Here is a 13,351-nt window from a genome sequence, read left to right as displayed (position 1 = left end):
GCAGGATTGGTGGCTCTTGTTTTGACAGTGGCGGAAACGGACGACGGAAACCGACAGCGCACACCCGGGCAGTCGAGTCTGGGGACGTCGGCGGCGCGGAATTTGGCGACGACGACGAAGTCGTCCCCGCAGATGCAGGGGGTGACGTCGCGGTGGCTGTTGCGGATGCTGCCGTGGGTGGAGGCGCGTGGCGGGGTGTTCCGGGTGAACCGTCGCCTGGTGTACACGGTGGGCGATGGCCGTGTGACGTGTGTGAATACCGGTGCTGAGGTGAGTGTGGTGCCGGGGGAGTTGCGGGAGTTTCCGGCTCTGCGGGGGTTCGGTGACGACGCGGTGTTGGAGGCGTTGGCCGACCGGTTCGAGCAGCGCGAGTTCCAGCCGGGCGAGGTCGTCGTGGAGGCCGGTCAGCCCGTGGACGGGGTGTACGTCCTGGCCCACGGCAAGGTGAAGAAGGTCGGACAGGGCAAGTACGACGAGCCGGTGGTCCTCGATGTCCTGGCGGACGGCGCCTTCTTCGGCGCGGAAGTGCTCGGGCAGGACCCTGACACCTGGGATTTCACCGTCAAGGCCACCACCCCGTGCATCGTGATGGCACTGCGGAGGGACGAGGCCGAGCGCGCGGTCCGCGAGTCGGAGTCCCTGCGCGCGCACATCCGGGACCAGCTCACCGACCGCGGACCCCGGAACAAGTGCGGCGAGGCGGATATCGGGATGTCGGCGGGGCACGCCGGCGAGCCGGCGCTGCCGGGGACGTTCGTGGACTACGAGCGCGAGCCTCGGGAGTACGAGCTGAGTGTGGCCCAGACGGTGCTGCGGGCGCACTCCCGGGTGGCCGATCTGTACAACGAGCCGATGAACCAGGTGGAGCAGCAGCTCCGGCTGACCATCGAGGCGCTGCGCGAGCGCCAGGAGTACGAGATGGTCAACAACCGCGACTTCGGCCTGCTGCACAACGCCGCGCTGCAACAGCGCATCCACACCCGCACCGGTCCACCCACCCCCGACGACCTCGACGAACTGCTCTCACGCCGGCGGAAGACGCGGTTCTTCCTGGCGCATCCGCGCGCCATCGCCGCGTTCGGGCGGGAGTGCAGCCGCCGCGGCCTCCACCCGGAGTCCACCGAAGTCGAGGGGGCCCGGATGGCGGCTTGGCGCGGAGTACCCGTCCTGCCCTGCGACAAGATCCCCGTCACCGGTTCCCGCACCACGTCCATCCTGGCCATGCGCACCGGCCAGGAGGCGCAGGGCGTGGTCGGCCTGCACCAGACCGGCATCCCCGACGAGTACGAGCCGGGACTGAACATCCGGTTCATGGGTATCGGCGAGCAGGCGGTCATCTCCTACCTCGTCAGCACCTACTACTCCGCCGCCGTCCTGGTGCCCGACGCGCTCGGGGTCCTCGAGAACGTCGACATTTCGCGCTGAGGAGTAAGCACATGGCCATCATCGAGGAAACCGCGGAGGGGCGTCAGCCGGGTGAGGTCCTGGCACACGGCCGCGAACTGGTCGACCCGGCCCTGCGCGCCGCGGTCGGTACCCTGCCGCCCGCCATACAGCGCATCGCCGCCTACCACTTCGGCTGGTGCGACGGGAACGGCGTCCCGGACACGGCCGCCTCCGGCAAAGCGATCCGGCCCACGCTGGCCCTGCTCTCCGCGGAGGCGGTGGGCGGGACGCCCGAGTCAGGGCTGTCGGCGGCGGTGGCCGTGGAGCTGGTGCACAACTTCTCCCTCCTGCACGACGACATCATGGACGGCGACACCGAACGGCGCCACCGCGCCACTGCTTGGACCGTGTTCGGGACCAACCCCACGATCCTCGCGGGGGACGCCCTGCTCACCCTGGCCTTGGACGTGCTCGCGGCCAGCCGCCACACCGCCGCCCACGACGGCGCGCGGAGGCTCGGAACCGCCGTGCAGGACCTGATCCACGGGCAGTGGGCCGACCTCGACTTCGAGACCCGTGAGGATGTCGAACTGGCTGAGTGCGTCCGGATGGCAGAGAACAAGACCGGTGCGCTGCTCGGGTGCGCCTGCGCACTCGGGGCGGCGTTCGGCGGAGACATCGGCAGAGCGGAGCAGCTGCGCCGTTTCGGGCTGTCCTTCGGGGCCGCATTCCAGCACGTCGACGACCTCCTCGGGATCTGGGGGAGCCCCGAGGCCACCGGCAAGCCGACCCACTCGGACCTGCGCAGCCGGAAGAAGTCGCTGCCGGTGGTGGCCGCCCTGAGGTCGGACACGGCCGCGGGACGGGAGCTGGCGGCGCTCTACTCCGGCGACCGGACGCTTTCGGAGGCCGAGCTCGGCCGGGCCGCGGAGCTGGTCGACGCGGCCGGCGGCAGGGGGTGGAGCCAGCACCAGGCCGAGGACCTGCTCGAACGGGCGCTGCGCGAGCTCGCTTCCGCGGATCTGGTTCCGCGACCCGCCGCGGAACTCGGCCGCCTGGCCCGGTTCGCCGTCCAACGCGATCACTGACGCCGGGTGCGTGTGGGGCCCGGCGGCTCGCGGTCCGGGCGCACCGCACCACGACAGCGAGGAAGCGAGAGGTTGAGGAGACGATGTCCACCACCGAACCCCACGATGAGCACACCGCGCACACGACCGCCCCGCCGGAACCCGGCACCGTGCCACGTCCCCGGACCGTCCTGCTCGCCGCGCCGCGCTCGTTCTGCGCCGGGGTGGAGCGCGCCATCGAGATCGTGGAGCGGGCGCTGGAACAGCGGGGAGCCCCCGTCTACGTCCGCAAACAGATCGTGCACAACGTGCACGTGGTGGCCGAGCTCGAAGACCGGGGCGCGGTGTTCGTGGACGAGCTCGACGCCGTCCCCGGCGGAGCCACGACGGTGTTCTCCGCGCACGGTGTCTCCCCGCAGGTCCGCGCCGAGGCGGACCGCCGCGGGCTGGACGTGATCGACGCGACCTGCCCCCTGGTCACCAAAGTGCACGTCGAGGCCCGCCGGTTCGCGGGGCGCGGCGACACCGTCGTGCTGGTGGGCCACGCGGGACACGAAGAGGTCGAGGGGACGCTGGGCGAAGCACCGGACAGCACCGTGCTGGTCGAGACGCCCGAGGACGTCGCACGGCTGCAAGTCGAGGACCCCGAGCGGGTCTCCTACCTCACGCAGACCACGCTGGCGGTGGACGAGACCGCCGAAGTGGTCGAGGCCCTGCGCGCCCGCTTCCCCGCCCTGCGCGGGCCCGGCTCCGACGACATCTGCTACGCCACCAGCAACCGCCAGACCGCACTGAAGGAGATCGCGGAGGAAGCCGACCTCGTCCTCGTCGTGGGTTCGGCCAATTCCTCGAACTCACTGCGCCTGGTGGAGCTCGCCGAGCGCGGCGGAACACCGGCCCGCCTCATCGAGGACGTCAGCCGCATCCGCCCCGAGTGGCTCGACGGGGTGGCGACGATCGGGCTCACGGCGGGTGCCTCGGCCCCGCCCCACCTGGTGGAGGGCGTCATCGCGGCGCTGTCCGAGCTGGGGCCGGTGGCCGTGTCCGAGCGGGAGACCGCCCGCGAGACGGTGAGCTTCACGCTGCCGCCCCAGGTCCGGACCGCCTGACCCCAGCACCCGTTCCAACCCCGACGAGAGTAGGCGCGATGCAAGCGTTCGACCTGCCCGACTTCTACCTGCCGCACCCGGCCAGGCTCAACCCCCATCTGGAGCGCACCCGCGAGCACAGCATGGAATGGGCCCGGCGGATGGGCATGCTCGACAGCTCCAAACCCGACGGCGGCCCCGTCTGGGACGAGGCCACCCTGGCCGGCATGGACTACGCGCTGATGTGCGCCTACACCCACCCGGACTGCGACGGACCCACCCTGGACCTGATCACCGACTGGTACGTCTGGGTGTTCTTCTTCGACGACTACTTCCTCGAGCAGTTCAAGTACTCCCGCGACTTCGCCGGGGCACAGGTCTTCCTCGACGACCTCGAGTCGTTCATGACCGAGAACGGGGAGCGGCCGAGGGAACCCGGCAACCCCGCCGAGGCGGGGCTGGCCGACCTGTGGCGGCGCACGGTGCCGTCCATGTCCGCCGACTGGCGGCGGCGCTTCACCCGCAGCACGCACAACCTCATGGTGGAGTCCATGTGGGAGCTCGACAACATCGAGCGCGACCGCGTCGCCAACCCCATCGAGTACATCCAGATGCGGCGCAGGGTCGGCGGGGCTCCGTGGTCGGCCAACCTCGTCGAGGTCGCCGTGGGCGCCGAGCTCCCCGAGGGCATCGCGGAGGCGCGCCCCCTGCGGGTGCTGTCCGACACGTTCTCCGACGCGGTGCACCTGCGCAACGACCTCTTCTCCTACCAGCGCGAGGTCCGGGAGGAGGGCGAGAACTCCAACGCGGTGCTCGTCTTCGAGCGGTTCTTCGACCGTCCCACACAGGAAGCGGCCGAGCTCGTCAACGACCTGCTGACCTCCCGGCTGGTGCAGTTCGAGGACACGGCACTGGGCGAGGTCCCGGCCCTGCTCACCGAGAGCGGCGCGGCCCCGCACGAGCAGTCCGGGGTGGCCGCCTACGTCAAGGGCCTCCAGGACTGGCAGGCGGGCGGGCACGAGTGGCACGCGCGTTCCAACCGGTACATGAACGAGGGCGCCGCCACCCGCCCGGCCGGAGAGCTCGGCGGCCCCACCGGCCTCGGCACCTGCGCCGCCCGCCCGGCGTTCTCCTCGCTGACACCCGGTGTGCGGCGCCGGTACCGCCAGCACTCCCAGCCGGTGCTGCACAGGGTGGGCCAGCTGGAGCTGCCGGATCTCTACATGCCGTTCCCCATCCGCACCAACCGGTACATCGACGCGGCCCGGAGCTACGCGGTGGACTGGGCGCGCAGCGTGGGCTTCTTCGACTCCGTTCCCGGTGTGGAGGCCGGCGGGGTGTGGAACGAGCGCCAGTTCATCGGCCTGGACCTCGCCCACTGCGCCGCCATGATCCACGCCGACGCGGGCTACGAGCAGCTGTGCCTGTCCTCTGACTGGCTGGCGTGGGGCACCTACGGCGACGACTACTTCCCCGCGGTGTTCGGCAGCACCCGCAACCTCGCGGCGGCCAAGCTCTGCAACGACCGGTTCTCGGACTTCATGCCGCTGGACGCCGGTGACACCCCGGAGCCCACCAACCCGCTGGAACGCGGCCTAGCGGACCTGTGGCGGCGCACCGCGGGACCCATGGCCGAGCCCTCCCGGGCGGTGTTCCGCAAGGCGGTGGAGGACATGACCTCGAGCTGGTTGTGGGAGATGGAGAACCAGGTACACCACCGGGTGCCCGACCCGGTCGACTACATGGAGATGCGCCGCAGGACCTTCGGGTCGGACATGACGAGGAGCCTCGCCAAGCTGACGCACTCCGCGGACGTGCCGGAGGAGGTCTTCCGGACGCGGACCATGCGCGAGCTGGAGACCGCGGCGCAGGACTACGCGTGCTTCCTCAACGACCTCTTCTCGTACCAGAAGGAGGTGGAGTTCGAGGGGGAGGTGCACAACCTCGTCCTCGTTGTGGAGAACTTCCTCGGTCTGGACCGCTACCGGGCACGGGACGTCGTGGCCGACCTCATGCGGGCGCGCATGGAGCAGTTCGAGCACATCCTCGCCAACGACCTGCCGGGACTGTTCCAGGACTTCGACCTCGAAGAGGCGCACCGGCGGGCGATCACCCGTGACACCGAGGGCATCAAGGAGTGGATGTCGGGGATCCTGGAGTGGCACCGCAAGTGCGTCCGCTACACCGAGGAGGAGCAGCGCCGCCTGCGGTCCCCCCAGCAGTTGGGCGAGGGGGTGCCCCTGGACTTCGCGTGGTCCCCCACGGGCCTGGGCACCTCCGCGGCCCGCCTTAGGCCCGGCGGCGTCCCGGTGGGTGCCACGTGAACAGGCCGAGATGGGCCTGCCCCAAGTGGTCCTGCCGCTCGTTTCGCCGTGTGCCACCGGACTGTGTTCCATCCCCGTGCAAGCCGCGGGCGGTCAGCGCAGGTCCGCCCGCATCAGAACGCGGGGGTGACCGGTAAGAACCGACGTCGTGTCTGCGGCGTGGACGAACCCCGCGCGCTCGAAGTTCCTCCGGAGCCCGGGGTAGGCCATGGTCAAGTCCACCTTGGCGTCACCGTTGTCCAAGGGGTAGGCCTCGACCGCCGGTGCGCCGTGGGACCTGGCGAATTCGACCGCACCGGCGATCAGGGCGTGCGAGATCCCTTGCTTGCGGTGACCGGGCCGGACACGGATGCACCACAGAGCCCAGACCGGCAGGTCGTCGAGGTGCGGGATCTTACGGCTCCGAGCGAAGGACGTATTCGAGCGCGGTGCCACAGCGGCCCAGCCGACGGGTTCGTCGCCGTCGTAGGCGAGGACCCCCGGAGCGGTCTCTCCGCGGCACAGCCCGGCCACGTACTCGCCGCGGTCGGGACCGCGGAGCTCGTTGTTGAGTGTGGAGGGGATCCGGTAGCTCAGGCACCAGCACACGTTGGCGCCGGGTGACTTGGGACCCACCAGGGTGCGGACGTCCTCGAAGACCGAGGCCGGGCGTATGTCGATGGTCATCCCACCACGATGCCATCCCAGCGGGGGAGGCCGGCCAAGCTCTGGGGGAGTGGCGGGTGGACGGGGGATGACGCCTCGGTGAGCGCTGTCGGAATCCTCGGCGCCACCCGTGCCCGCCACGGGAACGCGGGGGCATAGTGGGGCCCGCGGTGCTCGCGCGGCACCGCGCACATCCCCCGCAGTCGAGGCCCCCAGACTTCGGGAGTTCCTGTGGTTGCCAACCGGATCCGCGGCTTTGTCAGACGACACCCGGTGCTGAGGAGAACGGTGCGGAGCGTCCGCGGCGGACTCCCGCGGCGCCTTGGCGGGATCAAGCCGTCCCGGCTGCCGACGGCACGGCGCTTCGAGCTGGCGCTACCCCTGCGCGAAGGCGATACTGGCACCGGGCCGACGGCGCTGACCCTCGCCGCACCGAGCGGGCTCTGGCTGCCGCGCAAACTCGAACGGGAGGGGCTCGCCGGGTTCGAACCCGAGACCCTGGCCTGCTTCCTCGCAGCTCTGGAGCACGCCGGCCCGGGCGCGGTCCTGGACGTGGGCGCGAACGTGGGCGTGTACAGCCTGCTCGCGGCCGCGCGCGGCACGCGTCCTGTGCGGGCCTTCGAACCCACCCCGGACATCGCGGCCACCGCGCGGGAACTGGCCGCGGCCAACGGACTCCCGGTCGAGGTGGTGGAGCGCGCGCTGGGCGACCGGGCCGGGACGGCGTCCTTCACCCTCTCCTCCACCTCGGACGCCTCGAACTCCCTGGCGCCGGGGTTCCGACCCGAGGCCGGTCGGATCGAGGTGCGTGTGGACACGCTGTCCCGCTGGTGCGAGCGCACCGGCACCGTCCCGGCCGTGGTCAAGATCGATACCGAGACCACCGAACCCGACGTCCTCGCCGGGGGCCGCGAGGCCCTGCGCGAGTACCGCCCCTGGGTCCTCTGCGAGGTTCTACCGGGCCGCGGTGTCGAGGAACGCCTCATGGAGCTGCTGCGGCCGCTCGACTACAGCTGGCACCAGCTCGGGGACGAGGTGCCCTCGCCCGCGCGCGGCGTGATCGACGGTCGGCTCTCCACGGGTGATCAGCGCATGTGGCTTTTCGCCCCCGAGCCGCCCTCCGACGCGTTGTGGGCGGACACCCGTGCGTGGCGCCGCGCCCTGGATACCTGCCGACCGACAGAGACGTCGGCCGCCCGGACCTGAGCGCGGCGCCGATTCCGGTAACCAGCCGGCGTGGCGGCGCCGGGGCATACTCCTCCGGCACTAGTCCGAAGGGCACTCCTCCCGTGCGGCGGACCCGTCCTGCCTGTTCTCCTCGTCTGCCTCTACCCCCTCGTCCCCCGCGCCCGTGGCGGGGCCGTTCTTGAGGTAGAGGAGCGTGAGAACGGCGAGTACGAGCGCGATCAGCGCGCTGACGTAGCCGACCACGGTGACGCCGGCGGCGAACGCCTCGCGGGCGGAGTCCATCAGCGCATCGGCAGTCCCGGCGGGAAGCCCCTCCACGGCAGAGGCGGCGCCGGGGAAGCTGTCGCGCGCCGTGTCGGCGGCCCCCTGGGGGACGTCGTCGGGGATTGCGCCGGAGACGGAGCTCCGGTACATCGCCGTGCCGACCGCGCCGAGGGTGGCCACGCCGAGCGCCAGTCCCATCTCCGAGCAGGTCTCGGAGAGGGAGGCGGCGGTGCCGCTCTTCACCTTGGGTGCGGCGGAGATGACCAGGGTGGTCACCAGGACCATCAGAGGTCCGCTACCGAGCATGACCAGGACGCCGGCCGACACTCCGAAGAGCAGCCCGGAGTCCGCTTGGATCTGGGCGAACAGCAGGTAACCCGCGGCGCAGAGCACGAGCCCCGCGGCCAAGGTGCGGGCCGACCCCAGCCGCGCCGCGAGCACCGGGGTGACCATCAGCGAGACCACGCCGGCGGTGGCGTGGGGAAGCATCCACAGGCCGGCCTGGAGCGGCGACTGCCCCTGGGCGATCTGCAGGTACTGGGCGATCAGCAGAATGAAGGCCCCTTGCACGAGCGCTCCGATGAGCAGCACGCTGAGCCCCACGCTGAAGGCTCGGGAACGGAACAGCTTGAGGTCCACGAGCGGGCTCTGGAGGGTGCGCTGGCGCCGGACGAACATCCAGCCGAAGGCCAGCCCGATGGCGAGCGCGGCCACGGGGAGAAGTCCCCAGCCGTCCTTGGCGGCCTCCTTGAAGGAGAAGACGAACGGCAGGATGGCCAGCAGCGATAGCAAGACGCTGACCAGGTCGAAGCGTCCGGGGGCGGGTGCCTTGTACTCGGGCAGCACGAACGGGCCGACGACGAGGAGCAGCAGCATCGCGGGGAGCGCCATGAGGAAGACCGACCCCCACCAGAACCATTCCAGCAGCGCTCCGCCGATCAGTGGGCCGATGGCGGTTCCGCCCATGAAGCAGGAGGTCCACACGGCGATCGCGATGGCGCGCTGCCGGGCATCGAGGAACAGGTTGCGGATCAGCGACAGGGTCGAGGGCATCAGGGTGGCGCCGGCCATGCCCAGGAGCGCGCGCGTCGCGATGAGCATCTCGGGCGTGGTCGAGTAGGCCGCGAGCACGGAGGCCACGGCGAAGGCGACGCCGCCGATCATCAGCAGCCGTCGGCGGCCGATACGGTCGCCGAGGCCGCCCATGGTGATGAGGAATCCGGCGATGAGGAAGCCGTAGATGTCGAGGATCCACAGCTGCTGGGTGCTGGTCGGGTTCAGGTCCGCCGCCAGGTGGGGCAGGGCCAGGTGCAGCGCTGTCATGTCCAGGGCCAGGATGAATACGGGCAGGGCGAGGACCGCCAGCCCGATCCATTCCCGAACGCCGGCCTTGGGGCCGGTATCTGCTGCGGTGTACAAGGTGCTGCTCCTGATCGTCGGTGCTTCGAGGGGCCGGAGCTTCGAGGGGCGGGGCCCAACGGTGGCCCGGTGTGCGTCAGGGGGCGCGGTCGGTTCCGCTCACGGGGTCTCCGTAAGTTGGTTGGTGGCCCGGCAGGGCCGGGTGTTCGGCTTCCCGCTTCTGCGGGCGGTCCCGAAGGACGAGGACGACGGTGACGAGAAGTGTGGCGGCACCGATCAGGACCGCGCCGACCCCGGCGAAGGTCCGCAGCCCCAGGGCGACGGCCTCGTGCACGGCGTCGATGAGGGCTGCTCCTCCGCCGCCCAGGGCGTCCGCGAGGGTGACGGCCTCGTGGATGCTGGACAGCGCGGCGTCCGCGGCGTCCGTCGGCACAGTGGACGGCATAGCGTCGGCCAGGGACGCGCGGTAGACGACCATCCCGACGGCACCCCCGGCTGCCACACCGAGTGCGGTGCCGAGTTCTCCGCCCACTTCCTGAGCCGCGGCCGCGGACCCGGTCTGCTCGGTCGGGACGCTGGTGATGATCAGGTCACTGACCAGCGCCATCGCCGCGCCCTGTCCGAGCCCGCACACCGAGACGGCGGCCAGCAGCAGCGGCAGCGCTGCGCTGGGACCGGTGACCGACATGAGCAGCAGGGCGCCGAGCACGGTGACGCCGAGCGCGAGAGCGACCACCACGGCCGGGCGCAGTCGGCCGGCGAGAGCCGGTGCGACCATGGCTCCGGCGATGTTGGCCACGATGTAGGGCACGGTCCACAGGCCGGCCTGCAGCGGGGAGAGTCCGGCCACCCATTGCAGGTACTGGGTGAACAGGTAGAACATGCCGACCATCCCGGTGCCGACCAGCAGCAGCGAGGCCAGCGAGGCGGCGATCCGCCGGTTGGTCAGCAGTGCGAGGTCGAAGAGCGGGTCGTTCAGCCGGTGCTGGCGCCGCGCGAAGATCACCAGCAGCAGGACACCGGCAGCGGCGACGGCCAGGTTGGGTCCTACGGAACCGGTACCGGTCTCCTGCCCGGCGGCGAGCTCCTGGAGCCCGTAGACCACGGCCAGCATCCCGGCCACGGAGAGGGCGACGCTGGTCAGGCCGAGCCGGGCCCGGTTGCGCTCGGCCCGTTCGGGCAGCAGCCCGGTGCCGAGGAGGGCGAGTAGCACCATGGGCGGCACGTTGACCAGGAACACCGAGCCCCACCAGAAGAACTCCAGCAGTGCTCCGCCCAGGAGCGGGCCGATCGCACCGCCGGCGGAGAAGGCGCTGAACATGATGGCGATCGCCATCCGGCGCTGCGTGTCATCACGGAACATGGTGCGCAGCAGCGAGAACAGCGAGGGCATCAGCGTGGCCCCGGCGACGCCCAGCAGGGCTCTGGCGATGACGAGCATCGTCGCGTTGGCCGAGAACGCCGCCACGGCCGACAGCGCGGCGAAGGCGACGGCGCCGATCAACAGCAGCCGCCGGGGCCCGATCCGGTCGCCGAGGCGTCCCATGGTGACCAGGAACCCGGCGATGAGGAAACCGTAGACGTGCACGATCCACAGCCCCTGCGACGCGGTGGGGTCGAGGTCCGCGCTGAGCGTGGGAAGGGCCAGGAACAGGACCGTCAGGTCGCTGGCGACCGCGAGCATCGGCAGCACCAGCAGGACGAGCCCGGCCCATTCCTTCTTGGTGGCGCGGTCCCGGGCGGGTGGGTGCGGTGCGGGTGCGCCCGAGGCGCCGTCTCGGGTCTGGTCGTCGCCCGTCATGACCTGTCCCGCGCCCGTGCCGCGCGCAGGGCGCGGGCCCACCAGACCAGCTGGTCGTAGAAGTCGTCGGCCGCCGCCATCAGGGGCTTGGGGTCGGTGGCCGCGCCGTTGCGGTCGAAGCACTCCCAGAAGTTCGGGAAGCTCAGGACGTTGCGGATGGTCATCGTGTTCAGCTCCACGAACACGGTGCGCAGCTGCTCGACTGCCTCTATCCCGCCGCTGCGGCCCCCATAGGAGACGAAGCCGACCGGCGTGGCCGCCCACTCGTCGTGGAACCAGTCGATCGCCGTCTTCAGTGAGGCCGGGTATCCGCGGTTGTACACGGGGGTGACGACCACGACCGCGTCCGCTGCACTGATCCGCCGCCCGAGCGGGGCGACCTTGTCGGGGAGCGGTGCGTGCTCGTCGTTGCCCATCAGCACCGCGGGCAGGTCCATCTCGGCCAGGTCGGCCACGTCCAGCTCGATGTCGTCGCGCATCCGAGCCCGCTCCGCCGCCCATGCCGAGGGAACCGGACCGAAACGGTCCTGGCGGGTGCTGCCGGTGAGCAACAGGACCCGCACGGAGCGGCTGTCCCGCGTGGGGAACTCAGGGATGTCGGCCGGGTCTGCTTCGGCGCTGTTGACCCGTTCCATGTGCGTCACCTTCGCTTCCTCCGGACGATTTATATTACGTTCCGGATCGTAACGTTATGAGGCCAGGGGTGGCAAGCTTCTTCGCGTCCGAGACTGGTTCTGCGGAGGGTTACGTTGCGCAACGCAACCCTCCGATAGGTTCGACCTATGGCAGACCCGCACCACTCAGAGCCGAAGGGTTCCAGCGGCCGACCGCGTAGCGAGCACATCGACCGATCCGTCATCGCGGCCACGCTGGAGATCCTTGACACCGACGGCTACGGAGGCGTCTCGCTCGAGGCGGTCGCCCGGAGGGCAGGCACGTCCCGCCCGGCGATCTACCGCCGCTGGGCCGGACGCGCACCGCTGGTGCTGGCCGCCATAGCGCACCGACTCGACGTCCCCACCCCGCCCGACACCGGATGCACCCTGTGCGACATCGGCGACGGGTTCAACGTCTTCCTGGACGCCTACCGGACCATCCGGCCCGAGTCCCTGAGCGCGCTCTACGCCGAATGCGCCCCCGACCCGGACCTACGCGCCCGCTACCTGGAAACCATCGTCGAGCCCGCCCGCACCGCCGTCGGGCGCACCCTGGACCGTGCCATCGCCCGAGGCGACCTCCGCGCCGATATCAACCGGAACCTGCTGCTCGACATCGTCGGGTCCCTGGTGCACTACCGAGCGATGTTCGGGCCGAGCCACCTCGACGAGGCCGAAGCCGAAGAAGCCATCGACGTGCTCCTGCAGGGCGCGGCTGTCGACTACACCGCACTCCTCGCGCACAGCGCAGCGCTGGAACAGGAACACGCCGAGACCTCCGGTGCGCACCACACCCACGCGCACCAGCCGTGAAACCCTGCGGTCGGCGGGAAACGGTTCCGTCTCCCGGGCCTCCAACAGGTGGTCAACGTCCTCAGGTCTGCGTGCCCAACTCCTGGGCGTGGAGCTTGCGGCAGCCTTTCGTGCAGTAGCCGTAGACCTCGCCGTCGTGCACCAGGGTGATCGCCGCCTCGCCCATTTCGACCACCATGTCGCAGACCGGATCGTGCACCGTTCCCAGGCGCGGTCCGGGAACAGGGCCCCGCCCTCGGACCTCCGCGCGTCGCCGCTGGGTGACCAACCGCGCGATCTCCGGTGTCGACAACGTCTGTCCGTCCATCCCCCAGCTACCGTCACGGACGCCCCGGACCTCGACCCATATCCGGGGCCGGTCGTCGGGAGCGGCCTCCTTCGCCGCGTCGAGGATGATCCGGGTGAAGCGCTGGACCACCTCCTCGCGCACCTGCTTCACCCACGGCGCCGGCACACTGACCCGTGCGACGTACCGCGTGTTCTGACGGCCCACAGCCCGGTCGCCGGCAATCCACGTCTCGGGCTCCAGCAGCATGACCTGGGTGAGGGCTCGCGAATCCTCGAGAACCGTCGGGGAGTGTTCGTCCTCGTCCATGAACTCGACGAGTCGGTGTGCGAGCTGCTCGCGCTGTTGGGGGCTGAGAACGCCCTTGGGCAAATAGAGCTCCACCAGCAACATCACACATCACTCCACTTCCGCGGCCGAAACGGACCCGGCCTCGGCCGGTAGGCGCATGGCCGAGATCCACCCACCTTCTCC

Annotated in this window: 11 protein-coding genes; 6 read left to right on the top strand and 5 right to left on the bottom strand. The window is 70.6% G+C overall.

Annotated features, from left to right (window positions below; genetic code table 11):
• The first annotated feature begins 21 nt into the window (after positions 1 to 21).
• The 4 genes from ACYVDG_RS15105 to ACYVDG_RS15090 all read left to right on the top strand — a co-directional run bounded on the left by ACYVDG_RS15105 (position 22) and on the right by ACYVDG_RS15090 (position 5,865).
• Positions 22 to 1,425 carry a family 2B encapsulin nanocompartment shell protein gene (locus ACYVDG_RS15105; protein WP_460751821.1) on the top strand — a complete coding sequence of 468 codons (1,404 nt, stop codon included), beginning with the start codon at positions 22 to 24 and terminating at the stop codon, positions 1,423 to 1,425.
• An 11-nt stretch (positions 1,426 to 1,436) separates the two neighbouring features.
• Positions 1,437 to 2,474 carry a family 2 encapsulin nanocompartment cargo protein polyprenyl transferase gene (locus tag ACYVDG_RS15100; RefSeq protein WP_460751816.1) on the top strand — a complete coding sequence of 346 codons (1,038 nt, stop codon included), beginning with the start codon at positions 1,437 to 1,439 and terminating at the stop codon, positions 2,472 to 2,474.
• Between the two features lie 83 nt (positions 2,475 to 2,557).
• Positions 2,558 to 3,562 (top strand): 4-hydroxy-3-methylbut-2-enyl diphosphate reductase, encoded by a 1,005-nt coding sequence (locus tag ACYVDG_RS15095; protein WP_460751813.1) that lies wholly within the window; start codon positions 2,558 to 2,560, stop codon positions 3,560 to 3,562.
• A gap of 38 nt (positions 3,563 to 3,600) precedes the next feature.
• Positions 3,601 to 5,865: a terpene synthase family protein gene (locus ACYVDG_RS15090; protein WP_460751810.1), complete on the top strand. Its 2,265-nt coding sequence runs from the start codon at positions 3,601 to 3,603 to the stop codon at positions 5,863 to 5,865.
• Positions 5,866 to 5,958: 93 nt separating this feature from the next.
• Here the strand turns inward: ACYVDG_RS15090 and ACYVDG_RS15085 are convergent, their stop codons facing one another.
• Complete coding sequence (locus ACYVDG_RS15085; protein WP_460751804.1) at positions 5,959 to 6,531, bottom strand: GNAT family N-acetyltransferase; 573 nt, start codon at positions 6,529 to 6,531, stop codon at positions 5,959 to 5,961.
• A gap of 267 nt (positions 6,532 to 6,798) precedes the next feature.
• On the opposite strand from ACYVDG_RS15085, the gene ACYVDG_RS15080 reads away from it, so the two are divergent.
• Complete coding sequence (locus tag ACYVDG_RS15080; protein ID WP_460751800.1) at positions 6,799 to 7,716, top strand: FkbM family methyltransferase; 918 nt, start codon at positions 6,799 to 6,801, stop codon at positions 7,714 to 7,716.
• A gap of 60 nt (positions 7,717 to 7,776) precedes the next feature.
• On the opposite strand, the gene ACYVDG_RS15075 is transcribed toward ACYVDG_RS15080, so the two are convergent.
• The 3 genes from ACYVDG_RS15075 to ACYVDG_RS15065 all read right to left on the bottom strand — a co-directional run bounded on the left by ACYVDG_RS15075 (position 7,777) and on the right by ACYVDG_RS15065 (position 11,757).
• Complete coding sequence (locus tag ACYVDG_RS15075; RefSeq protein WP_460751796.1) at positions 7,777 to 9,381, bottom strand: MFS transporter; 1,605 nt, start codon at positions 9,379 to 9,381, stop codon at positions 7,777 to 7,779.
• Between the two features lie 76 nt (positions 9,382 to 9,457).
• Positions 9,458 to 11,122 (bottom strand): MFS transporter, encoded by a 1,665-nt coding sequence (locus ACYVDG_RS15070; RefSeq protein WP_460751793.1) that lies wholly within the window; start codon positions 11,120 to 11,122, stop codon positions 9,458 to 9,460.
• Complete coding sequence (locus ACYVDG_RS15065) at positions 11,119 to 11,757, bottom strand: NADPH-dependent FMN reductase (RefSeq protein WP_460751790.1); 639 nt, start codon at positions 11,755 to 11,757, stop codon at positions 11,119 to 11,121. The genes ACYVDG_RS15070 and ACYVDG_RS15065 overlap by 4 nt, the downstream gene beginning before the upstream one ends.
• 147 nt (positions 11,758 to 11,904) lie before the next feature.
• Between ACYVDG_RS15065 and ACYVDG_RS15060 the strand changes: the two genes are divergently transcribed.
• Positions 11,905 to 12,591, top strand: a complete 687-nt coding sequence (locus ACYVDG_RS15060) for a TetR/AcrR family transcriptional regulator (RefSeq protein WP_460751787.1) — start codon at positions 11,905 to 11,907, stop codon at positions 12,589 to 12,591.
• Between the two features lie 61 nt (positions 12,592 to 12,652).
• Here ACYVDG_RS15060 and ACYVDG_RS15055 read toward each other — a convergent pair whose 3' ends face one another.
• A complete protein-coding gene (locus ACYVDG_RS15055) occupies positions 12,653 to 13,270 on the bottom strand; it encodes a hypothetical protein (protein WP_460751781.1) in 618 nt (205 codons plus the stop codon).
• Positions 13,271 to 13,351 lie beyond the last annotated feature (81 nt).

The sequence above is a fragment of the Nocardiopsis oceani genome, assembly GCF_054777395.1.
The sequence above is the reverse complement of the archived record's forward strand: the minus strand, read 5'-3'. Positions and strand labels throughout refer to the sequence as shown.